Below are 22974 nucleotides of genomic sequence, written 5' to 3'. Positions count from 1 at the left end.
TAGGGTGGGCCAAGGCCCACCCTGCGTTGCGTCAATGAAAATCGTGCGACGCGACCTGCAGCGAACCCAGTAGCGGGCTCAGGTCGTGCAGGCGTTGCGCGATCAGGTGGCGCACGCCATCCACCGTTTCCCAACGGCCGTCCACCGCCAGCAGGCGCGAGCCGACGAGTTCGCGCCGTTGCCGTTCGGCGATATCGCGCCAGACGACGACGTTCACGCAGCCGTCCTCGTCTTCCAGCGTCACGAAGGTCACGCCGGTCGCCGTCTGCGGGCGTTGCCGCAGCGTGACCAGGCCGGCATGGCGCACCGCGCTGCCATGCGGCAGGGCTTCCAGTTCGCGCGAAGGATGGCAGCGTCTCGCGCGCAGTTGCCTGCGCAGCAACTTCAGCGGATGCGCGCCCAGCGTCGTGCCGACGCTGGCGTAATCGGCCAGTACCGCTTCGCCCGCGTTCGGCGGCGCCAGCTGGACGTGTTCTTCCTGCACGGCCTTCGTGCCGGCGAACAGGGGCAGTACCGCTTCGACGCCGCTGGCGTTCCAGCGCGCGCGATTGCGATGCCCGGCCAGTCCGCGCAAGGCATCGGCATCGGCCAGGCGATCGAGATCGCGACGCGGCAATTGCGCGCGTTCGGCCAAGTCGGCGACATCGCGGAATGCCCGCTGCGTGCGCGCCGCCGATAGCCGTCGCGCGGCGTCCTCGCCGAAGCCCGACAGCTGGTTGAAGCCGATGCGGATGGCCGGCTGGTCATTCTTGTCCTCCCTGCGCGGCCTGTCGCCACTGTGCGGTTCCAGCATGCAATCCCAGTCGCTGTAGCGCACGTCGAGCGGACGCACTTGCACGCCGTGCCGTCGCGCATCCTGCAGCAGCTGGTCCGGCGTGTAGAAACCCATGTGGGTCGGCACGTTGACCAACGCGCAGGCGAAAGCCGCCGGCTCGTGGAACTTCAGCCAGCAACTGACGTAGGCGACGAGCGCATAGCTGGCCGCATGCGACTCGGGAAACCCATAACTGCCGAAGCCCTTGATCTGTTCGAACAGGCGCTCGGCGAATTCGTCGCTGTAATGATTCTTGCGCATGCCGGCATAGAGTTTCTCGCGATGGCCTTCCAATCCGCCGTGGCGCTTCCAGGCCGCCATCGCGCGGCGCAACTGGTCGGCTTCGCCCGGCGTGTAATCGGCGGCCACCATCGCGATCTCCATCACCTGTTCCTGGAACAGTGGAATGCCCAGCGTTCGCTCAAGCACTTTCTCCAGGGCGGGCGAGGGATATTCGATCGGCTCCTTGCCCTGCCGCCGTCGCAGGTAGGGATGCACCATGTTGCCGGCGATCGGCCCCGGCCGGACGATGGCGACCTGCACGACGAGATCGTAGTACTTCGCCGGTTTCAGTCGCGGCAGCATCGACATCTGCGCGCGCGATTCGATCTGGAAGGCGCCGACGGTATCGGCGCGCTGGATCATGCCGTAGACATCCGGGTCGCCGACCGGAATGGCGGCCATGTCGGCAAGATCCCGTCGGCCATGCGCGCGCAGCAGTTCCAGGCAGCGCGAGATCGCGCCGAGCATGCCGATGCCGAGTACATCGACTTTCAGCATGCGCATCGTGTCGAGATCGTCCTTGTCCCATTGGATCACCGTGCGTTCCGGCATCGCCGCATTCTCGATCGGCACCAGTGTGTGCAGGGGCGCATCGCTGATGAGGAAACCGCCGGGATGCTGGGAAAGATGGCGCGGGAAGCCGATGAGTTGGGCGGTGACCGCGAGGATGCGGCGGATGGCCGGGCTGTCCGGATCGAAACCGGTTTCGCGCACGCGATCATCCGAAGGCACGTCGTCGTCCCAGCGACCGACCGTGCGCGCCAGCCGATCCACCTGGTCCGGCACCAGGCCCAGGGCCTTGGCCACGTCGCGCAAGGCGCTGCGTCCGGAATAGGTGATGGCCACGGCGGTCAGCGCCGCGCGTTCGCGGCCGTAGCGACGATAGACGTACTGGATGACCTCTTCGCGCCGGCTGGCGTCGAAGTCCACGTCGATGTCGGGCGGTTCCTTGCGCTCTTCGGAGATGAAGCGCTCGACCAGAAGGCGCATGTGTACGTCGCCCGGATTGACGGCGGTGATGCCGAGCACGAAGCAGACGACCGAATTGGCCGCCGAACCGCGCCCCTGGCAAAGGATTCCCTGTGTGCGCGCGAAACGCACGATGTCGTAAACGGTCAGGAAGTAGGGCTCGTATTCGAGCCGGGAAATCAGACCGAGCTCGTTCTCTATCTGTTTCTCTATCTTCGCGCGGATGTCCGCGGGAATGCCCGTGGGCCAGCGATCGGGAAGATGCTTTTCCACGAGCGCGCGCAGCCATGTCGTCGGCGTATGGCCTTCCGGCACGACCTCTTTCGGATACTGGTAGCGAAGATCGTCCAGCGTGAAATCGCAGCGATCGGCGACGGCCAAGGTCTCGGCGAGCAGGTCGGGAGGATAGATCCGCGCCACGGCCTCGCGCCTGCGCAGGTGTCGCTCGCCGTTCGGGAACAGCAGGTCGCCGGCTTCGGCCACCGGCGTGCGATGACGGATCGCCGTGATGGTGTCCTGCAATGCGCGTCGTCCGCGCGCATGCATGTGCACGTCGCCGCTGGCGACCAGGCGCAGGTCGAGCCGTTCGCCAAGGCCGCGCAGTTCGCGCAGGCGTCGTTCGTCGTCGGGCCCGTGGTGCAGTTCCGCCGCGATCCAGGCGCGCTCGCCGAAAATGCGCCGGACCCACTCGCCGTGCCCGATATCCGGAGAGTCTCCCGGCGGCCACAAGGCCAGCACGCCCTCGTTCCCTTCTTCGAGATCGGCGCGCAGCAGGCGGTAATCGCCTTTCTCCGCGCGTCGCCTTCCCGTCGTGATCCAGCGACAGGTCGCCTGGTAGCCGACCAGGTTCTGGGCAAGCAGTACGAGCTTCGGACCGTCCTGCAGCCGGACCTCGCTGCCGACGATCAGTTTCAATCCTGTTTTCTTCGCCGCTTCGTAGGCGCGCACGATGCCGGCCATCGAAGCCTCGTCGGTGATCGCCAGCGCGGAATAACCCAATGCCTTCGCACGCCCGAACAATTCCTCGGCCGAACTGGCCCCGCGCAGGAAACTGAAATTCGACAGGCAATGCAGTTCGGCATAGGCAGGCGCGGGGTTGTCGTTCATGCGAACCAGCCATGCAGCATCCACGCGCCGCGTTCGCCTGGCGCGCAGAACACCCAGGCGCGTTGCCCTTGCGAGGTTTCGGCGACGTAATAATCGCGCTGCGCATCGTCGCCATCCCACCAGCCGGTTTCGATGCGTTCGGGTCCGGCAAGCAGTTGCAGGCGCGCGTCGCGCAAGGGGACAGGACGTTCCAGCAACCAGGCTGGGCGCGGCAACGGTTCCTGCACCGGCATCGGGCTCGTTTCCCCGGCATCGCGACGCCAGGCGTATTCGGGCCGATGCTCGGCCACGGCCGACAGGCCATGCACCGCCTCGTTGCCGAGTCGTGCGCGCAGGCGCTCGCGCAATTGTTCCCAGGGCATGCCCTGTTGCGCACGCAGGTCGAACAGGTCGGCACCGGCCGGCACGAAAGGCGGCAGTTCGCGCGCCAGCAAGCGCAGGCCGCGCACCGGCGCCGGTACGCTGGCCTGCGCAAGGCGACCACGCGCCAGTTCGAACAGCAAGGCGGCATCGCGTTCGGGTGCGAGCAGGCCGACAGGTACATCGCTATGGCCGTGGTCCTCGTGTTCGAGGCGGAGCACGAAGCGCTGCACGCCGCCATCGCGACCGGCGAGATAGGCGGCGAGGTCCGAGGTCAGGCGACGCAGCGGGAATTGCAGGGCTTCCGTGCTCTCGGTTTCGAAGGAGAGTTCGATGCGCGCATCGAAGACGTCCGGGGGGCGATGCAGCGGCAATATCTCAGGCGCGTCGCCGCGCAGGCGGTCGAGCTGCGCCAGAAGTCCGGGACCATGGCGCTTGCCGAGAGAGGCGCGGGGCAGGGCGAAGACCTGCCCGAGCCGGCGCAGCCCGAGATGCTCGAATGCTCCCGCGGCGGCAGCCGGCAAGCGCGCCTGCGCGATCGGCACCTGTGCCAAAGCCGACAGCATCGGAGCCGTGTTTTCGATGGCGAGGCCGTCGCGATGCCCGGCCAGCACGTGGGCCGCGCTGGCGACTGGCGCCATCGCGATGCGGTGGTGGAATCCGAGGGCGGCGAGATCGTCGCGCAGGCGTGCTTCGAACAGCGGCCAGGGTCCGAACAGCCCCAGGCTTCCCTGGATCTCCAGCACGATGGCATCGCCGAAGGCGACACTGACCTGCGAGCTGTAGCGATACGCCCAGGCCGCCAGCAGACGGCGCGCTTGCGCGACCGATTCTTCGTCGTATTCGATCGCCGTCAGGTCGGGCAACAGGGCCTGCGCCGTGGCGAAGCTCTGGCCGGGCTGCAGGCCGCGCGCGCGTGCAGCGCCGTTCGCGGCCAGCAACGTGCGCCGTTGCAAGGGGCCATGCACGAGCGCGAGTGGTTTTCCCGGCGCGGGATGGCGGCGGAGGACGGTGTCCAGCGCCAGCTGCGGCAGCAGTACGCAGGCCCAGAGCATGGGGGCGATTCAATGCGCGCCGGCAAGCGCGAAAGCACGCGCGGGCGCGAGGCCGCCGCGACACTTGAGCACGCGCAACTGGCCTGGCGCGAGTTGCAGGCGCAGCGCGGCTGGCGAAGGATTGCGCGCTTCGCGCGCATCGCGAAAAGCGAATGCCAGGGCGCGCCCGCTTTCGGCGGCGACCTGCAGGCGACGCAGGGATTTGTCGTCGGCCCGCTGCGGCCAGCAGAGCACGGCCGACAGGCAGCCGGCGCGCAGGCATTGTTCGCTGGCCCACAGCGCATCCTTTGCGCGATCCGTCGCGACGATGCGCAGGCGACGCAGGTCGACGCCGGCATCGCGCCAGGCGCGGGGGAAAGGCACGTAAGGCGGAGCGATCAGTGCGACATCGCGACCGGCCTGCGTATGTCGCGCCAGCGTGGGCAGCACGAGGCGCAATTCGCCGATGCCATCGGCGGGCGACAGGATTTCGCTGAGCGCGGCTTCCGGCCAACCTCCGCCGGGCAGGGCGGCATCGAGCGCCTCATGGCCGGTGGGCTCGCGACCTTCTTCGATCTGCGCTTTCGCCGTGCCGCGCCACAGGCGACGGTCTTCGAGCATCGATGCCAGCGAAACGACGCTCACTCAGGCGCTCCGTACGAGTCCGCAGTACAGGCCTTCGATGGCGAAGTCGGCATCGCGCGGAATCTCGATCGGCGCATGGTCGGGATTGCGCGGAAGCAGGCGGATGCCGGTCTTCGTGCGTTGCAGGCGCTTGACGGTGATCTCGCCATCGACGCGCGCGACGACGATCTGCCCGCTCTCGGCCACCGGCATGCGTTTGACCGCGATCAGGTCGCCATCGAGGATGCCATCGCCGATCATCGAATCGCCTTTCACCCGCAGCAGGTAATCGGGCTGCGGAAAGAACGTCGCACGGTCGTACAGGCGCTGCCCTTCGACATAGGCATCGGTCGGGGCGTCGGCACCGATCGGCCGGCCGGCGGCGACCCGGCCGAGGATGGGCAGGGCGAGCAGGTCGGCGGCATCGGGGATCGCGCGGGTCAACCGGATGCCGCGAGCCTTGCCCGGCAACAGGCGCAGATGGCCCTTGGCTTCCAGGGCCTGGAGATGCTGCTGGGCCGAGCGCGCCTGGCTGAAGCCGAAGGCCTCGGCGATCTCGGCCAGGGTCGGCGCCGAGCCATGCTCCCGGATGCGGGAGGCGACGAAGTCGAGCACGGCCTGCTGGCGGGCGGTCAAGGGCATGCCACAAATATATGTGGTATCTCGTCCCTATGCCAGTGCCAACAAAAAACCCGCCTCGCGGCGGGTTTTTCAGTCCGGATGAAACCGGGCGTTCAATCGGCGGCCTTACTGGTGGCCGGATCGTCCACGCGTGCGGTCTGGCCGACCTGCAGGACGACCGAGCTAGACGCGGCCACCGTGCCATCGGCGCGCTGGATCACGACGCTGTAGTTGCCCGTGGGCAAGGAACGCAGGCGGTACTTGCCGCTCTTCGGCACGGTGATTTCGCGGTGCTGGCCGGTGTCGTAGTTCTCGACGATGACGGTGTCGCCGGGATTGGCGTTGCCGGCGATGTTCGCGCTGTTGTTCGATTGGGCATGGGCCGAGGCGGCCAGGAACAGGGTGGCGCCGAGCGCCAGCAGGCCTCGCTTCACGAGGCGGGAGAAGCTGTTGCGGATCATGGTTTCTTTAGCCTTTGTTCAATTCTCGAGAGTCATGCAACCGATGCCGCGCAAGAAGTGAAAAAAGTCACGGTTCATGCGCATCGGGTCACGAAAATACTTGCACGCGAATTGCGTGCGAAACAGGACAGTCCGCACTGCGTCGCAGTGGCGCGATCAGGCCGTTACGTCGAAACCGCAGGGGCTGTCGCCGGCCAGGTGGCGAGTCCATAGAGTCGTGTACGCCGTTTCCAGATGGCGACGGAAATGGTCGGTATCGAACAGCGCGTGCGTTCCGCGATCATCGACCAGGCGCATGCGAAGCTGCGCCAGGCGCGCGGGTTCTCGCGCCAGCGACAGGGCCAGCGCCTCGTATTCGTCGAAGCCCCGCACAGCCAGTTCCGGCAGGCCGACGGCTCGCAACAGACTGCCGGCCACGCGCGAGGCGAAACCTTCGCCGACACGGGTCACCAGCGGCAGGCCCATCCAGAGCGCGTCGCTGCCGGTCGTATGCGCGGTGTAGGGAAAGGTGTCCAGGAACAGGTCGGCGTGCAGATGCCGGGCGAGATGCGCGGCCGGCGATCGTCGTGGCGCCATGACGAGACGCTGCGGCGCGATACCGCACGCGGCCGCCTCGCGGCGAAGATTCGCGCCAGCCAGTGCATTGTCCTCGAACAGCCACAGGACGCTGCCCGGCACCTGCGCCAGCAGGCGCATCCACACGGCGAAGATTTCCGGGCCGATCTTGTAGCTGTTGTTGAAGCAGCAGAAGACGAAGGCTTCGTCGGGCAGGCCATGTTCGCTTCGCGTGCCGGCTTCCGCAGGCCGTACGCGACGATCGTCGTTGACCTGATAACAATCGGGTAGCCGGACGATGCTCTCGCGGTAGAACGCTTCCTGCCCGGGCGGGACTACGCAGGCATCGGCGATGAGATAGTCGATGAAGGGCGCCTGCATGCTGCCGGGGTAACCCAGGTACGAGACCTGTACCGGCGCCGGACGCGCGGCGAGGATGCCGGCGCGGTTGCGCGAAGTGAAACCGGCCAGGTCGACCGCGATATGGACGTCCATCGCCCGCAATTTCTCCGCTACCTCGCGATCGCCCATCGCGCGTACGTCGATGAAATGGTCGAAGCCTTCGCGCAGGCGCCGCCGCATCGGGCCATTGCTGTCGGGGCCGAACGAGACGGCGATGATCTCGAAACGCTCGCGGTCATGCTTTTCGAACAGGCCCGCACTGAGGAAAGCGGTCGCATGATCGTGGAAATCGGGCGACAGGTAGGCGAGCCGGATCCTGCCGTCCTCCGCGACGCGCGGGGAAGAGGGCGAGACCGCATCCGCGTCCGGATGCTGGCGTTGTGCGTACAGCCGCGCACAGGCCTGTTGTTGCGCCGGCGAGTCCGACACGGCGAAAAACGAGAACGGGTCGCACACCGACTTGCCCGCAGCGATGCCGTCGATGATGCGTTCGCGCAGGCTTCCGTGTTCGCGCCAATCGCAGGCGAGCCGCCGCGACCGTTGCAATTGCCCCAGCGCGTAGGGGAAATCCGGCGCGGCATCGAGCAGTTCGGCATAGGTCGTCGCCGCCTCGTCCCAGCGGCCCAGGGCCGAAAGCGCCAGCGCGCGGTTGTTCAATACGCCGACCAGGTCGGGTCGCAACTTCCGCACGCCGTCGTAGCAGTCCAGCGCTTCGTCCCAGCGCGACAGTCGCTGCAATGCGGCGCCGCGCCCGATCCAGGCGCGAACGTCCCCGGAGTGCAGCGAGAGCGCGCGTTCGAAACTCTGCAGTGCCGGTTCGAGCCTGTGCAACGACAGCTGCGCGCTGCCGAGCCCGGTCCAGGCATCGGCGGAGTCCGGTCGTGCCGACGCCAGACGACGGAAAACGGCGGCGGCCTCATCCGGTCGCCCCAGCTTTTGCAGCACCTCGCCTCGCAGCAGCAGCGCTTCCGTCTGTCCGGGCGCACGCCGCAGCAACTCGTCCAGCGCCGCCAAGGCCCGCTGCCAGCGGCCCGCGACCTGGAGCTCCCGCGCGCGCTGCAGGGCTTCGTGGAACTCGGCGGCGGAAAGGTCGGACGACATGCGAATCGGGTCTTCCATGGCTGCGACAGCGCAGCCTGCCATAGCGTCGTGATGCTTGCCGATTGCACGGTGCGGTGCGGAAAGGTCATGCATTCTGCAATGCCTGCGCCGTCGCACGAAAGGTCGTCGCAGGCGGGGAGCCCGGATTTGCTGGGTTCCAGCGGTTGGCAGAGTGCATGCAGGGCGAGTTCGGACTGGTTCAGGGAAGGGCCAGCGAGTTCGTCCAGTCGCGCGTCGTCACTGCGGGGAAATCAATGAGAGCCGAAAAACTCAGCGCCAAAGCGTCGGGCCGCCCTTCCGCGGCTCGGCGGGCGGGCGCGAAAGTCGCGAACGGAAGCGGGCGGGCCAGGCCGTCCGACGATCCCGAAGCCGCCTCCGACGAACGTTCGCGCTTGCTGCTGCGCGCTTTGGTCGCTTTTCGCGATGGCGATTTCTCCGTGCGACTCCCGACCGACTGGACGGGCATCGACGGTCGCATCGCCGAGACGTTCAACCAGAGCATCGCGCAGGAAGATCGCATTACGCGCGAGGTCGAACAGCTCAGCTTGAAGGTCGGCAAGGAAGGCCGGCTGCGCCAGCGCGTCTCGCTTCCAGGCGCGGTCGGCGCCTGGGCGACCAAAGTCGATGCGATGAATACGCTCATCGACGACCTGGTACGGCCGACCGCCGAAATCGCCCGCACGATCGGCGCGGTGGCGAAGGGCGATCTGGACCAGTCGATGGAGCTGGAAGTGGACGGCCGCGCGCTGAAAGGCGAGTTCCTGCGTTCGGCCAAGCTCGTCAACGAAATGATCCAGCAGCTGTCGGTGTTCGCCTCGGAAGTGACGCGCGTGGCGCGCGAAGTCGGCACCGAAGGCAAGCTCGGCGGCCAGGCCCATGTGAAGGGCGTCTCCGGCGTCTGGAAAGACCTGACCGATTCGGTCAACCAGATGGCCGGCAATCTCACCGCGCAGGTGCGCAACATCGCCGAAGTGACGATCGCCGTGGCCAACGGCGACCTGTCGAAGAAGATCACCGTGGACGTGCGCGGCGAGATCCTGCAGCTGAAGGAAGCCACGAATACGATGGTGGACCAGTTGCGTTCGTTCGCCTCGGAAGTGACGCGCGTGGCGCGCGAAGTCGGTACCGACGGTCGCCTCGGTGGACAGGCCGTCGTGCCGGGCGTCGCCGGCACCTGGAAGGACCTCACCGACAACGTCAACTCGATGGCGAACAACCTGACCGGCCAGGTGCGCAATATCGCGACGGTGACGACGGCGGTGGCGCGCGGCGACTTGAGCCGCAAGATCACCGTCGACGTGAAGGGCGAGATCCTCGAGCTGAAGGAAACCATCAATACGATGGTCGACCAGCTCAACGGTTTCGCGTCGGAAGTGACGCGCGTGGCGCGCGAAGTCGGCACCGAAGGCAAACTCGGCGGCCAGGCCAAGGTGCCCGGCATCGCCGGTACCTGGAAAGACCTGACCGACAACGTCAATTCGATGGCGAACAACCTCACCGGCCAGGTGCGCAACATCGCCGACGTGACCACCGCCGTGGCGCGTGGCGACCTCAGTCGCAAGATCACCGTCGACGTGAAGGGCGAAATCCTCGAACTGAAGGAAACCATCAATACGATGGTCGACCAGCTCAACGGTTTCGCGTCGGAAGTGACGCGCGTGGCGCGCGAGGTCGGTACCGAAGGCAAGCTCGGCGGCCAGGCGGCGGTGCCCGGCGTCGCCGGCACCTGGAAGGACCTGACCGACAACGTCAATTCGATGGCGAACAACCTGACCGGCCAGGTCCGCAACATCGCCGACGTGACCACCGCCGTGGCGCGCGGCGACCTCAGCCGCAAGATCACGGTGGAAGTGAAGGGCGAGATCCTCGCGCTGAAGAACACCATCAACACGATGGTCGACCAGCTCAACGGTTTCGCCTCGGAAGTCACGCGCGTGGCGCGCGAGGTCGGTACCGACGGCAAGCTCGGCGGCCAGGCGGTCGTGCCGGGTGTGGCGGGTACCTGGAAAGACCTCACCGACAACGTCAATTCGATGGCGAACAACCTGACCGGCCAGGTCCGCAACATCGCCGACGTGACTACCGCCGTGGCGCGTGGCGACCTCAGCCGCAAGATCACGGTGGACGTGAAAGGCGAGATCCTCGAGCTGAAGGACACCATCAACACGATGGTCGACCAGCTCAATGGCTTCGCGTCGGAAGTGACGCGCGTGGCGCGCGAAGTCGGTACGGAAGGAAAACTCGGCGGCCAGGCGGCCGTGCCCGGCGTCGCAGGAACCTGGAAGGACCTGACCGATAACGTCAACTCGATGGCGACCAACCTCACCGCCCAGGTGCGCGACATCGCCGAAGTGACCATCGCCGTGGCCAACGGCGACTTGTCGAAGAAGATCACCGCCGACGTGCGCGGCGAGATCCTGCAGCTCAAGGAAACCATCAATACGATGGTGGAGCAGTTGCGCTCGTTCGCGTCGGAAGTCACGCGCGTGGCGCGCGAAGTCGGTACCGAGGGACGCCTCGGCGTACAGGCCGTGGTGCCTGGCGTCGCCGGTACCTGGAAGGACCTGACCGATTCGGTCAACACGATGGGCGCGAACCTGACGGCCCAGGTGCGCAACATCGCCGAAGTGACCACCGCCGTGGCGCGCGGCGACCTCAACCGCAAGATCACCGCCGACGTGAAGGGCGAGATCCTCGAGTTGAAGAACACCATCAATACGATGGTCGACCAGCTCAACGCCTTCGCCGGCGAGGTGACGCGCGTGGCGCGCGAAGTCGGCACCGACGGCAAGCTCGGCGGCCAGGCCAAGGTGCCCGGCGTCGCCGGTACGTGGAAGGACCTGACCGACAACGTGAACTTCATGGCCTCGAACCTGACCGACCAGGTGCGCGGCATCGTGAAGGTGGTGACGGCGGTGGCCGATGGCAACCTGCGGCAGAAGCTCACCGTGCAGGCGAAGGGCGAAGTCGCCGCGCTCGCCGAAACAATCAACAACATGACCGATACGCTGGCGACGTTCGCCGACCAGGTGACGAACGTGGCGCGCGAAGTCGGCGTGGACGGTCGCCTCGGCGGCCAGGCGCACGTGCCCGGCGCCGCGGGTACATGGAAAGACCTCACCGGCAACGTGAACCTGCTGGCGGCGAACCTGACGACGCAGGTCCGCGCGATCGCCGAAGTGGCGACGGCCGTGACCAAGGGCGATCTGACGCGTTCCATCCAGGTGGACGCCAAGGGCGAAGTCGCCGAGTTGAAGGACAACATCAACACGATGATCTTCAATCTGCGCGAAACCACGCAGAGCAACCGCGAGCAGGACTTCCTGAAGACCAACCTGGCGAAGTTCACCGGCATGCTGCAGGGGCAGCGCGATCTGGCCACGGTGGGTCGCATGCTGCTCAACGAACTTGCGCCGCTGGTCGACGCGCACCAGGGAACGATCTATCACCTGACCGGCAGCAAGGGCGAGTTGCAGCTCAAGCAGCTGTCGAGCTATGCGCACAGCGGCAAGGCGCCGATGCGGCAGACCATCCACCTGGGCGAGGGCCTGATCGGCCAGTGCGCGCAGGAGAAGAAGCGCATCCTGCTGCAGGACGCGCCGCCCGACTATCTGCGCATTTCCTCCAGCCTGGGCGACGCCCGCCAGCTGAGCATCATCGTGTTGCCGGTGCTCTATGAAGGCCAGACCAAGGCGGTGATCGAACTGGCTTCGCTGCGGCCTTTCGGGGCGGCGTCGATGGCTTTCCTGGAGTTGCTGACGCAGAGCATCGGCGCGGTCTTCAACGCGATCGAAGCGACGATGCGCACCGAAGGCCTGCTCACGCAGTCGCAGCAGCTGACGATGGAACTGCAGTCGCGGCAGACCGAGCTGCAGCAGACCAACGAGGAGCTGGCGAACAAGGCCCGTCTGCTGGCCGAGCAGAACGCCGAGGTCGAGCGCAAGAACATCGAGGTCGAACACGCCCGCAACGCGCTCGAATCGAAGGCGACCGAGCTGGCGCTGACCTCGAAGTACAAGTCCGAGTTCCTGGCCAACATGTCGCACGAATTGCGCACGCCGCTGAACTCGATCCTCATCCTGAGCCAGCAGCTGGCCGGCAACAGCCTGGGCAACCTGTCCGACAAGCAGGTCGAGTTCGCCCGCAACATCAATTCTTCCGGTTCCGACCTGCTGCACCTGATCAACGACATCCTCGACCTGTCGAAGATCGAATCCGGCACGGTGACGGTGGAAGTGGAAGAGATCAGCTTCGCCGGCCTGCGCGACACCATCGAGCGCAACTTCCGCCATGTCGCCGAGGCCAAGAGCCTGCCGTTCCGCGTGCGCTTCGCCGAGAGCATGCCGCGTGCGATGCACAGCGACCCCAAGCGACTGCAGCAGATCCTGAAGAACCTGCTGTCGAATGCGGTCAAGTTCACCTCGGAGGGCCATGTCGAGATCCGCGTCGGTCCGGCGACTTCCGGCTGGAGCCCGGATCACCCGGTGCTCGGCAAGGCCGAGCGCGTCGTCGCGTTCGAAGTCGAAGACACCGGCATCGGCGTCGCCCCGGAAAAACAGCGCCTGATCTTCGAGGCCTTCCAGCAGGCCGATGCCGGCACCTCGCGCAAGTACGGCGGCACCGGCCTGGGACTGGCCATCAGCCGCGAACTCGCGGCCTTGCTCGGCGGCGAAATCAAGCTGGCCAGCGCCCGTGGCGAGGGCAGCACGTTCACGCTGTATCTGCCCCTGCATTACGCCGGCCCGAATACCCAGCTTCCGGAAGGAAAGTCCTTCGCGGAAGGCCGCAACCTGATGCCGACGCTCACCGTGTTGCCGAGCGCGAACGAGGACAGGGTTGCCGACGATCGCGACGCCATCCGCGAGGGCGACAAGTCCCTGCTGATCATCGAAGACGATCCGCACTACGCGCGCATCCTGCTCGACCAGGCCCGCGATCGCGGCTTCAAGGGCATCGTCGCCAACAAGGGAATGCTCGGCATCTCGCTGGCCAAGCAATTCCGACCGGCCGCCATCGTTCTCGACGTCTACCTGCCCGACATGCTCGGCTGGGCGGTGTTGAACCAGCTGAAGATCGACCCGGCCACGCGGCATATCCCGGTGCAGATCGCCAGCGTCGATGAAGGCCGCCAGCACGGACTGGCGCATGGCGCCTTCGCCTACCTGGTCAAGACCTCGACGACCGAAGGCTTGGAAGCGGCCTTCGACCGCCTGAAGAGCTTCACGCAGCCGGCGCCGAAGCGCTTGCTGGTGATCGAGGACAACGACATCGAGCGCGAGGCCATCGTCGCGCTGCTCGGGCACGACGACATCGAGATGGTGGCCGTCGGAACGGGCGCCGATGCGCTCGCCGCGCTCGAAAAGCAGTCGTTCCAGTGCGTCGTGCTCGACCTGAGCCTGCCCGACATGAGCGGCTTCGAGCTGCTCGAGCAGATGCACGAGCGTCCCGAGCTTTCCGACGTGCCGGTCATCGTCTTCACCGGTCGCGAGCTTGACAGCGCCGACGAGTCGCATCTGAACCGGATGGCCAAGCGCATCGTGCTCAAGGATGTGCAGTCGCCGGCGCGATTGCTGGACGAGACGGCGCTGTTCCTGCATCGCATCGTCACCGGCCTGCCGGAGGACAAGCAGGAGATGTTGGAGAAGCTGCAGCGCTCGAGCGAAGTCCTGCGTGGCCGGAAGGTTCTCGTCGTCGACGACGACGTGCGCAACATCTTCGCCCTGACCACGATGCTGGAAAACGAGGAGATGGAAGTGCTCAGCGCCAGCAGCGGCGCCCAGGCGATCGACCTGCTTCAGAACAGGACCGACATCAGCGTCGTGCTGATGGACATCATGATGCCCGACATGGACGGTTACGAGACGATCCGCCGCATACGCAGCCAGGCCGAGTTCCGTACCCTGCCGATCCTCGCGCTGACCGCCAAGGCGATGAAGGGCGACCGCGAGAAGTGCCTCGACGCCGGCGCCAGCGACTACATCGCCAAGCCGGTCAATACCGAGCAACTGCTGTCCCTGCTGCGGATATGGTTGTTCCGCTGAGCATGAAGTCCGTACGCCGCCCGACGCCAGCGCCACCGGCCGGATCGCCCGCGCGATCCGCGCCCGGCCTCGACGATCCGATCAACATCCTGATCGTCGACGACGAACCGAAGAACCTGGTCGTGCTGGAAAGCATCCTGGACGACCCGGGCTATCGGCTCGTGCGTGCGTTGAGCGCGGACCAGGCGCTGTCGGCCCTGATCTCCGAAGACTTCGCCCTGATCGTGCTCGACATCCGGTTGCCCGACATGACCGGCTTCGAACTGGCGCAGATGGTGCGCGCGCGCAAGAAGACCGCCGCTTTGCCCATCATCTTCCTGACGGCGTACTACAACGAAGACCAGCACATGATGGACGGCTATGCGCTGGGCGCGGCCGACTTCCTGCACAAGCCGGTCAACCGCGGCATCCTGCGCTCGAAGGTGGCCACCTTCGCTGAACTTCACCGCAGCCATCGCGCGCTGAGCGCCGAAGTGGCGGAACGGCGGCTGGCGCAGGATCAGCTGCGCCAGATGAATGCCACCCTCGAGCAGCGCGTGCTCGAACAGACCGAGGCGCTGCGCGAGTCCGACGCGCAACTGCGCGCGATGATCGACGCCTTGCCCGCCGCCGTGTACGCGACGGATGCCGAAGGCCGGCTGACCCATTACAACCAGGCTACCGTGACGCTGTCGGGGCATACGCCGATCCTGGGTTCGGACAATTGGTTCGAGACCTGGAAACTCTGCCTGCCCGACGGCACGCCATTGCCGCGGGAGCGCTGCCCGATGGATATCGCGCTGACGGAAGGACGCGTCGTCAATGGCATGCAGGTGATCGTCGAACGCGCCGACGGGCAACGCGTCTGGGTCGCGCCGTATCCGACGCCGCTGCGCGATTCCACCGGCCGCATCATCGGCGGCATCAACATGCTGGTGGACATCACCGACGCGAAACGCTCCGAGGCCGAGCTCGAGGCGGCCCGGCGCAGCGCCGAACAGGCCAATGCCGCCAAATCGGAGTTCCTGGCCAACATGAGCCACGAGATCCGCACGCCGATGAATGCGATCTTCGGCTTCACCCAGTTGCTTTCCGAGACGGTGGAAAAGCCGAAGGAACGCGACTGGGTGCAGTCGATCAAGAAGAGCGGCCAGTTGCTGCTGAACATCATCAACGACGTGCTCGACCTGTCGAAGATCGAAGCCGGCAAGCTCGAGTTGCACGAGCAGCCCAGCGACGTATCGGGCATCGTCGACGACATCGTCGTGATGTTCACGCCGCAGGCTTCCGAGAAGGGCATCGGTCTGGCGCGCGAGATCGACACGGCCGCGGTCGAACCCCTGCTGCTGGACGGACACCGCCTGCGCCAGGTGCTGATGAACCTGGTCGGCAATGCGGTCAAGTACACCGAACGCGGCAGCGTGACGATCCAGCTGCAGGTAGTGCCAGCCGAAGCGGGTGGCGTCGCGCGCGACGTGCACCTCAACGTGATCGACACCGGCGTCGGCATTCCGGCCGACCAGATCCGGCAGATCTTCGAGCCGTTCCACCAGGCCGATAGTCCGGACGGCAAGCGCCGCCAGGGCACCGGTCTTGGCTTGAGCATCGCCATGCGTCTGGTGCGCGCGATGGGCGGCGAGATATCCGCCGACAGCGAGCCGGGCAAGGGAACGGTTTTCCGCGTGCGCCTGGCGAACGTTCCGGCTACCGGCCTGGCGCCGGTGGCCGAAGTCCAGGAGGAGCGCATCGATTTCAACGCCGTTCCGCCGCTGAACATCCTGGCCGTCGATGACGTGCCATGGAATCTGCAGGTCATCGCCGGTTACTTGCGCGATACCCACCACGTCGTGCACACGGCAGGCGACGGCGCTGCAGGTCTCGCCGCGGCCCGCGACCTTCGCCCCGATGTCGTGCTGCTGGATCTGCGCATGCCGGTGATGGACGGTTACGAGGCGCGGGATGCGATGCGCGCCGAACCCTCGCTCGGCGAGACCGCCATCGTCGCGGTCACCGCATCGAGCCTGCAGCAGGAAGAAGTGGCGCTTCGCGCGAGTTTCGACGGTTACATCCGCAAGCCGTATTCGCCGACGCAACTGTTCGAAACCCTGGCCATGATGGCGGGTCGACTCGGCACGCGCGAAAGCGAACAGGTGGTAACGGACGCCGGGCTCAAGGACGAGCCCGGCTTCTGGAACGACGCGTTGCAGGCCGAATGGCGGGCCTTGCAGCGGAAGGAGCTGGCCGAGATGCGCAGCAGCATGCGCATGCGCCACCTCGCCGACTATGCGCAGCGACTGCTGGATTTCTCCGAGCGCGCGCAATATGAGGGGCTGCGTGCATTGGCATCGCAATTGAGCGCAGCGGTGGACGAATTCGATATCCGGCGCACGCAGGAGACGCTGGAGCGCGTGGCGCGCTTGCCGGAATCGTTCGCGACCGCCTGAGCGCGGCCGTCGTTTTCCGGACGTCAGAATCGACAAACCCCCGATCGCTCGGGGGTTTGTTTTTGATCTGGTGCCAGGAGAGGACTCGAAGATCTAATGCAAGTTGTTGGATTGATTGTGTTTCCTTTTTGCCCCGTTGGTCCATGCCCCCGGATGTGCCCCCGCATCTTCCCAGCCAGGATTCGGGCTGCCAAGTGGCGCGATCCGGCGTCCGAGCGCGAGATCGACAAGCGGCAATTCAAGGTTGAGGTCCGCTCGCACTCTCGGCGTCTCGGCCTAGGATGTAATTGAGTGCATTGCGGCTGAGAGGGAAAAGAACGTTGTAAAGCAAATCCTTGTTGATGCTCGACCCCTTGTGGGCGATCTTGTTGCGCTGCTCGATCAGGGCGGCGCAGCGCGCCTGATCTACGACGATAGGCCCGTTCAAACCATTGATTCGGGAGCTACCCACCGCATCGACGATGCGCGCGAGCTTAGCCGCTCGGCCCTCAATCGTGGTCGTCGGATTGTTCAACAGGCCGTTCAGGCGCTGCAACGCCGCGCCATTTGAGCGCACGACTTCCTGAAGCTGTGTTTTTTCTTCAGAAGAGAACATTGGCGTGAACAAGGAGAGGAACTCCTCACGTTTTTCTAGCTCCTCCAAAATGACAAACCAGAATAAGAACTTCGATTTAGGCTGCGTTGACTTCATGCCCTCCACGAATACGTCGGTGAGTGGCGACCAACGCAACGCGGTCAGAAGCTCGGGTGTGACGACGACGCCATCGATCGACGTCATATCCAACGAAATCTCTATGCCGCCACTCTGCGCCGTAAGTGCCTTCACGCGGGCCCATTGGATGTCTACATATAGGTTGCCATACCATGGATCTCGCTGGCTTTCGGCCAACCTGGCCGACCAAGCGTCGGCGAGCTGTTGGAGAAAGCTGAACGCATCGGCTTCGGTCACAGCATGGTCGAAGTCGAGCTTGAGAAGCCGCGCATCGTTGCTCGGGCGCTCCAAGGTGAACCTCGCCAGCGGCACCCCGAGTACGGTGAGATCCCGCAGAACAATCTCGTCGGAGCGAGTCTCCCGCGGAACGCCTAGTAAGACGAACTCGCCGCGGCGGGCCGACTGGAATCCGGGATTGGCGATGTCATGCGAAGAGACCAACCTCAGCGGCGCTTCGATTCCGTAGACAGCCCTCTCTTCAGTGCTCATATGTCGCCCCATTGTTGGGGAGTGGAGTGGTTTCGCGGTCGTGGCCAGACAGTTCCGCGGCTCGTCGAGAATTCAGCTGGGGCCGGCGCGTGAGATCCGGTAGCTGATCGGACAAGTGCAAATGGGGTTGGGCTGGGCTTTGACATGGTATCTCGAGGTACCGGTGGTACTTATGGCTTCAGGGTGACACTAGGACCGTGAGATTTGAATTACTCGTATGGATGTCCGCTTAGGTTCGGAAGCGGACATTCGATGTGCGGTTCAAGAGGAGAAGAAGGGCCATTCTTCAGGAACCAGCGCTGGTGGCTTGGTCCACGGCTGTTCCACTAGCGCGTCTTGAAACCATTGCTCCCTCAGGTTTGCATGTTCGGTGACGATCAGTTGGAACCCGGGGGCGTCCTCCTGAGTGAATTTCAGCAACAGCTCGAACAGTCGACGCACTGCATCAAGATCGGCGTCGGCCTCGGTTCTTTGCACTGAACCATCGGCGTCCTTGTATATTTGCTCGGACGGGAAGTAGACCTGAGTCGGCTGGTCGATCATCAAGAAGCGTGGGATAGGCCGATTGTTTTTGGCTGCGAACAAATGCAAGGCAAGCAGTGCTGATAGGTGGTAGGCAAGGTGGTTTTCGCCACCTCCGGTTCTGCTCATCGGGACCGGGCGCTCGGGTCGATCGAAAGTTATCGTCAGCTGGGGCAGGTTAAGCCGTGCGGGATAAGAGCTAAACTCGGCGTTGAACGTTTGGATGTACCGCGATACCTGCACCGAGATGTTGTTGAGGATAGAAGCCAAACGTTCGTTGCTGTCGTCCGCGCCAATCTGATCCTCCAACTGCTTCACTTTGTGGTTAAGGCGACGATTCTCCGCCTCCAATCTTGCAAGGCCATCGTTTGGGAGCAGCGTTTCCAGGAATAGGCTGATGCGGCCAACTACGCGCGCGGCTGCATTGTTGCGTGTGCCCATTTGGGCGATGACCTCGTTGGTGGAGATTGCCGAGGACAATTCCGCTTCTTTCTGCCTGATTGTATTCGCGATGTCGTCTGCTTTGCCGCCCAGTTCACTCAGGTAAGCTTCCAGTTTCGGGCGTTGACCTGTGGCGATACGCAATTCCTTGTCGAGCGATTCCAGCTCATCAAGCAAGACGGCAGCGATTGGAGAGTCCAGCGCCAAATTCCGCTCGCTGAAAGGCCATTGCCATTCGCCGCTTGTGGGGTTCCTCGGCAGCGCCTTGATCGAGGCCAGCCGGTCTTTCTGCTCGGCCGCCTCGCTTTCGTAGCCACCTGCGCGTCTGGCGAACTGTTGAGCCGCATCGATCCTGGCCTGGACCTCGCGGCGATCCTGACGCAACTGACTAAGTTCGCTTTCCAGAAGCGAAATTCGGCTGCCGTCGTCGTCAGGCACCATGTCAGGCTTCCATGATAGTGCCGACCTCAAAGCCTCGAAAATCTCGTTGGCATTCGGGCCCCTGTCCGGATTGACGATGATGCCGACCGTCCTGGCCTCCGAATAGAGACCGATGGCTTGCTCGTGCGACGTGTCGACGGTCGCGCGCACATGCTCCAACTGCTTGCTGTTGAGTCTCAGATCCCTCTGCGCCGTGCGCAACTTGGATTCCAGCTCATAGCGGTCGTGCGAGGAGACGCCGAGAAGAATCGGCAGCGTGTCGCGAATCGCCTGTGGTTGGAACTGCTCGTTTTGGCGATAGAAGAGCTGATCCTTGTTAGCGACCAAACCCTGCTTCTGAAACAGGTAGTAGAGAGTATGCTTTACATTCGCATCGTAGCTGTCGCGGCTGTGTTCGAGTGCGACATCAGTACGGTTCTCGGGAATGCCGAGCAGACGCGACAGCAGTTCGACGATACTATCGTCGTCCGTGTTGATCGTAAGGTCCTTGAAATCGGGCGCCTGCAATTGGGTTCCTCTTCGCAGCATCGCAGTGCTGCAACTAGCTCCGCCGCCGGGTGGGGTCGGCTTGGCAACCAGCACCTGTTCATTTTGGACCTGGTAGATCACTGCGAACCAGGACACCTTATCGCGGATGACGCCTTCGGGGACGTTGAACGAGGAGCGCCCCATGCAGTATTCGATGATCTCGGAGAGTGCAGACTTGCCGGTGGAGGAACGGCCGGTGAGGACATTGAGCCCGTCCACTTTGAACCTGAGATCCCGGCGCTGGCCGTCGTGACTATAGATATGGATGGACCTGATCTTCATGGGCGAATACCGAAAGTTGTGTAAACAGTCACCCGATCGGCGATACGAGCGAACTCCCTTCCGACAATGCGCGCCACTTTCTGGCAGGAGACGGTCTCGTCAGTTCCATTGATTGTCTTGCGCACCTTGTCGGGCACAGTCTGGATGCGACCGTTGTCCGCGACTGCGAGGCAGCCCCTTTCCATCAGTAGGCCGAACCCTTCGAAGGCATAAGGCAGCATTTGCGTGACTCGATCAGCGAAGCCAACCATGACCTGCTGATTCTTTTCAGTTGTCTTCAGAAGGTAGCTGCGCGGGCTGCCGGCGATCACCACGCGCGAATCCTTGTGGAGGCACAACGGTAGCACCAGCAGCGACAGCGAGAACGGCATGCCGCGGGCGTCTTCTTCCGCGTACCCCTGCAGCGCACGGAATAGGATCAAGCCGCAGAAGGCGGGATTGAAAAGATTCCGAATCTCGAATGGCCGCCGATCCCAACGCTTCACGCGGCCACCTCTACTCCGAGCACATGGCTGAGTCGGTCCATGAACCTTGGATGCCAGTAGATCCTGGGTTCGGGCGTTGTGTCCGCAAGGATGTGGAAGCTGCCGCGAAGAACGTAGGGCTCGGTCACCCGCGCACGAATGCGCAGGGAATCAATCTTTCCCGTCTCAAACTCTGCCCAGTTGTAGAGGGCAGTGCCGGCATCGCGCAGCGCGCCCTCGGCACTGTCGTGCTTCAGTTTCTCAAAAGCGACATCCTTGTATCGGTTCCACTCGTCCGCAAGACGATCCTCGTATTCCTCGACTTCTCCGGACACCAGCAGGTTCTCGCGTGCCCACGCCGATCGCTGCTCGAACGCCCGATAATAGTCCATGATTGCGTTCCTGATTCGGCTGGCAGAAATGCCGATCTCGCGTAGTTGTGCAACGAACAGACGTCGATCGGTGTCTGTGTCTATCTCGCCGCCTGGCACCTTCCCGCGAAAGGTGATGGGCAGGCTGTCGGCCTTGTACTCCTCGGCGATGTTTGAGAGTTTGTCCGAGACTTCGTAGCCGAATATTCCTTCCATCCTGGCGCCGGTCAATTGCTTGATCACCGCGTCATTCCACCAGCCTTCCAGTCGCTCAAGGACGAATTCGCGGTGCTCACGGCGGATGCTGCGCATGTGCTTATCCCTGATGATCGCTGGAATGTCGCTGATTCGTGGGCTGCCATCGAGGATCAGGATGCGTTCGAAAAAGTCCTGCTTCTCGATGTCGCTTAGTTCGTTGAACTCCGGTGCAATTGAACCGATGAGCGCTGATTTCGATTTGGCAAGCGCGGCGCCGGCAGATTCGATCAGCGGGACCGTATCTCCGAACGCGACGGGCTGATCGGGGAGTAGGCGCGCGAGGAACGAGTCACCCGACACCATGCCGGTAGTAAACAGAAAGAACCGCAGGTTCGACGCAGCACGGCCATCGCGCTTATATCGTGCCAGCCAAATTCTCACGGACTTCCAGAAGTCGGTCGATAGATCGGTCAGTTTGTCGCCGGCTGCCTTGTGCTTAAGCGAGGCCAAGGACTTGCCGCCACCGTCGTGGACGAAATCGAGGTCGTCGTCCTTTTCTAGGAAGACGGTGGTGCTCTCAGGTGCCTGCAGTAGGTGCAGCAGCGCTAGGCGAGCCTGGTAGATGTATCCCAGGCCTTGCTTGCCCGCTGAATATTTGTCTGTCAACTTGCTACTCATGTGACGAAGTTCCGTCGCTCGGCTCGGTAGTCTTTGTTGCTTTGGAGTTCGAGCGTGCGATCTTGTTGGCGGCCTTCTTGATTCGCTGCTGTGCATCCTTGACCTTCTCGCCGTCGATAACTTCCCGCTTTAGAATCTCGTTCGCCAGCAAGTCGGAAATGTTCTCCGGATCGATCTTGAGTTCCGGGAAGAAGCGCCGCATTTCTCGGCGTATGCAAGACACAACAGGTTCCGACATGACAACCTGCGCCACCGTGAACTTGTTCAGCAGAGAAATGTGTTGGTGATAGACGCCCATCGCGTCCGATGTAATGCCCTCGCGGCATAGCAAGAAAAGTCGGCGCCGATCTTCCTCGCTCTTCAGGTTTACGTCCGGTATGCACACAGAGGAGACCTGATCGAAATCGACCGGCTGGCCGAACTTGATCCGGTACAGGCGCCACTCAAGCGAGTTTGTCAGTACGATCCACTCGATGCCTTCATGGGCGCCATAGTTGATGGCTTGGCGTAGATGGTTGTCGTTCAGGGCGAGAGCCGCCGCTTTGACTTCGATCAGAACGCGAATCTTGCCATCGATACGAATGGCGAGATCGCAGAAAGTGCCGCGGATTTGCTGCTCGCTCGTAAGCTCGTTGTATTTATCGAATCCGAATATCTCGGACAGCATGTCCTTCACGAGAGTCACTGTGTCGGCTTCCGACACGTCTCTTGTTTTGTGTGAGATCGCGACGGCCGTCAGGGCCTTGAGTGAAGCAGGCCAGCGGTCGGAAACCTTCTTCGGAATCTTGATCATGAAGCCCCCTGTCGTTCGCCGCGTGGGCGGCATCAGAACGATCCCCCAGAAGGGTTGCCAGTCATGCTCTCGGGACGCACACGAGGGGTCAAGTGACGTAGTTCACATCAGTTTGGCGACATCTCCCGACAGTGCCCGCCATTGCTGGACGTGAACGGACACCATGGATTGCCCTCGCTCAGCCCCGCTAAACCTTTTCCAACTGCCCGGGATTACCCCAAGGATCGCCCCCGGACCGTGCCGGGGGCTCTAGCTGGGGAA

13 protein-coding genes are annotated in these 22974 nt (G+C 63.9%); 2 read left to right on the top strand and 11 right to left on the bottom strand.

Going from position 1 to position 22974, the window contains the following annotated elements; translation table 11 throughout:
- Positions 1-31 precede the first annotated feature (31 nt).
- The 6 genes from QM707_RS07690 to QM707_RS07665 all read right to left on the bottom strand — a co-directional run bounded on the left by QM707_RS07690 (position 32) and on the right by QM707_RS07665 (position 8330).
- Entirely contained in the window at positions 32-3172 is a 3141-nt protein-coding gene (locus QM707_RS07690; protein ID WP_415001264.1) for an error-prone DNA polymerase, read from the bottom strand.
- A complete protein-coding gene (locus QM707_RS07685) occupies positions 3169-4587 on the bottom strand; it encodes a Y-family DNA polymerase (RefSeq protein WP_415001263.1) in 1419 nt (472 codons plus the stop codon). The genes QM707_RS07690 and QM707_RS07685 overlap by 4 nt, the downstream gene beginning before the upstream one ends.
- 9 nt (positions 4588-4596) lie before the next feature.
- A complete protein-coding gene (gene imuA, locus QM707_RS07680) occupies positions 4597-5187 on the bottom strand; it encodes a translesion DNA synthesis-associated protein ImuA (protein ID WP_415001825.1) in 591 nt (196 codons plus the stop codon).
- A gap of 24 nt (positions 5188-5211) precedes the next feature.
- A complete protein-coding gene (lexA, locus tag QM707_RS07675) occupies positions 5212-5832 on the bottom strand; it encodes a transcriptional repressor LexA (RefSeq protein WP_415001262.1) in 621 nt (206 codons plus the stop codon).
- Between the two features lie 92 nt (positions 5833-5924).
- Complete coding sequence (locus QM707_RS07670) at positions 5925-6272, bottom strand: carboxypeptidase-like regulatory domain-containing protein (protein WP_415001261.1); 348 nt, start codon at positions 6270-6272, stop codon at positions 5925-5927.
- A gap of 156 nt (positions 6273-6428) precedes the next feature.
- Complete coding sequence (locus QM707_RS07665; protein WP_415001260.1) at positions 6429-8330, bottom strand: tetratricopeptide repeat protein; 1902 nt, start codon at positions 8328-8330, stop codon at positions 6429-6431.
- A 392-nt stretch (positions 8331-8722) separates the two neighbouring features.
- Between QM707_RS07665 and QM707_RS07660 the strand changes: the two genes are divergently transcribed.
- Both QM707_RS07660 and QM707_RS07655 read left to right on the top strand, forming a co-directional pair.
- Positions 8723-14371 carry a HAMP domain-containing protein gene (locus QM707_RS07660; RefSeq protein WP_415001259.1) on the top strand — a complete coding sequence of 1883 codons (5649 nt, stop codon included), beginning with the start codon at positions 8723-8725 and terminating at the stop codon, positions 14369-14371.
- A gap of 2 nt (positions 14372-14373) precedes the next feature.
- On the top strand, positions 14374-16794 hold the full coding sequence (locus QM707_RS07655; RefSeq protein ID WP_415001258.1) for a response regulator: 2421 nt from the start codon (positions 14374-14376) through the stop codon (positions 16792-16794).
- 238 nt (positions 16795-17032) lie between these two features.
- Here QM707_RS07655 and QM707_RS07650 read toward each other — a convergent pair whose 3' ends face one another.
- The 5 genes from QM707_RS07650 to QM707_RS07630 form a co-directional block, all read right to left on the bottom strand.
- Entirely contained in the window at positions 17033-17995 is a 963-nt protein-coding gene (locus QM707_RS07650) for a hypothetical protein (protein WP_415001257.1), read from the bottom strand.
- A gap of 261 nt (positions 17996-18256) precedes the next feature.
- Positions 18257-20209, bottom strand: coding sequence for a DUF3732 domain-containing protein (locus QM707_RS07645; RefSeq protein ID WP_415001256.1), 1953 nt, complete (start codon positions 20207-20209; stop codon positions 18257-18259).
- The gene (locus QM707_RS07640) at positions 20206-20694 is read right to left on the bottom strand and encodes a three component ABC system middle component (protein WP_415001255.1); all 489 of its coding nucleotides are present in this window, start codon (positions 20692-20694) and stop codon (positions 20206-20208) included. The genes QM707_RS07645 and QM707_RS07640 overlap by 4 nt, the downstream gene beginning before the upstream one ends.
- Complete coding sequence (locus QM707_RS07635) at positions 20691-21920, bottom strand: ABC-three component system protein (protein WP_415001254.1); 1230 nt, start codon at positions 21918-21920, stop codon at positions 20691-20693. Before QM707_RS07635 ends, QM707_RS07640 begins: the two co-directional genes overlap by 4 nt.
- Positions 21913-22713, bottom strand: coding sequence for a type I restriction enzyme HsdR N-terminal domain-containing protein (locus tag QM707_RS07630; RefSeq protein WP_415001253.1), 801 nt, complete (start codon positions 22711-22713; stop codon positions 21913-21915). The genes QM707_RS07635 and QM707_RS07630 overlap by 8 nt, the downstream gene beginning before the upstream one ends.
- Positions 22714-22974: the final 261 nt, after the last annotated feature.

Origin of the sequence: Arenimonas sp. (assembly GCF_047602345.1) — a bacterium.
Taxonomy (GTDB): domain Bacteria; phylum Pseudomonadota; class Gammaproteobacteria; order Xanthomonadales; family Xanthomonadaceae; genus Arenimonas.
The sequence above is the reverse complement of the archived record's forward strand: the minus strand, read 5'-3'. Positions and strand labels throughout refer to the sequence as shown.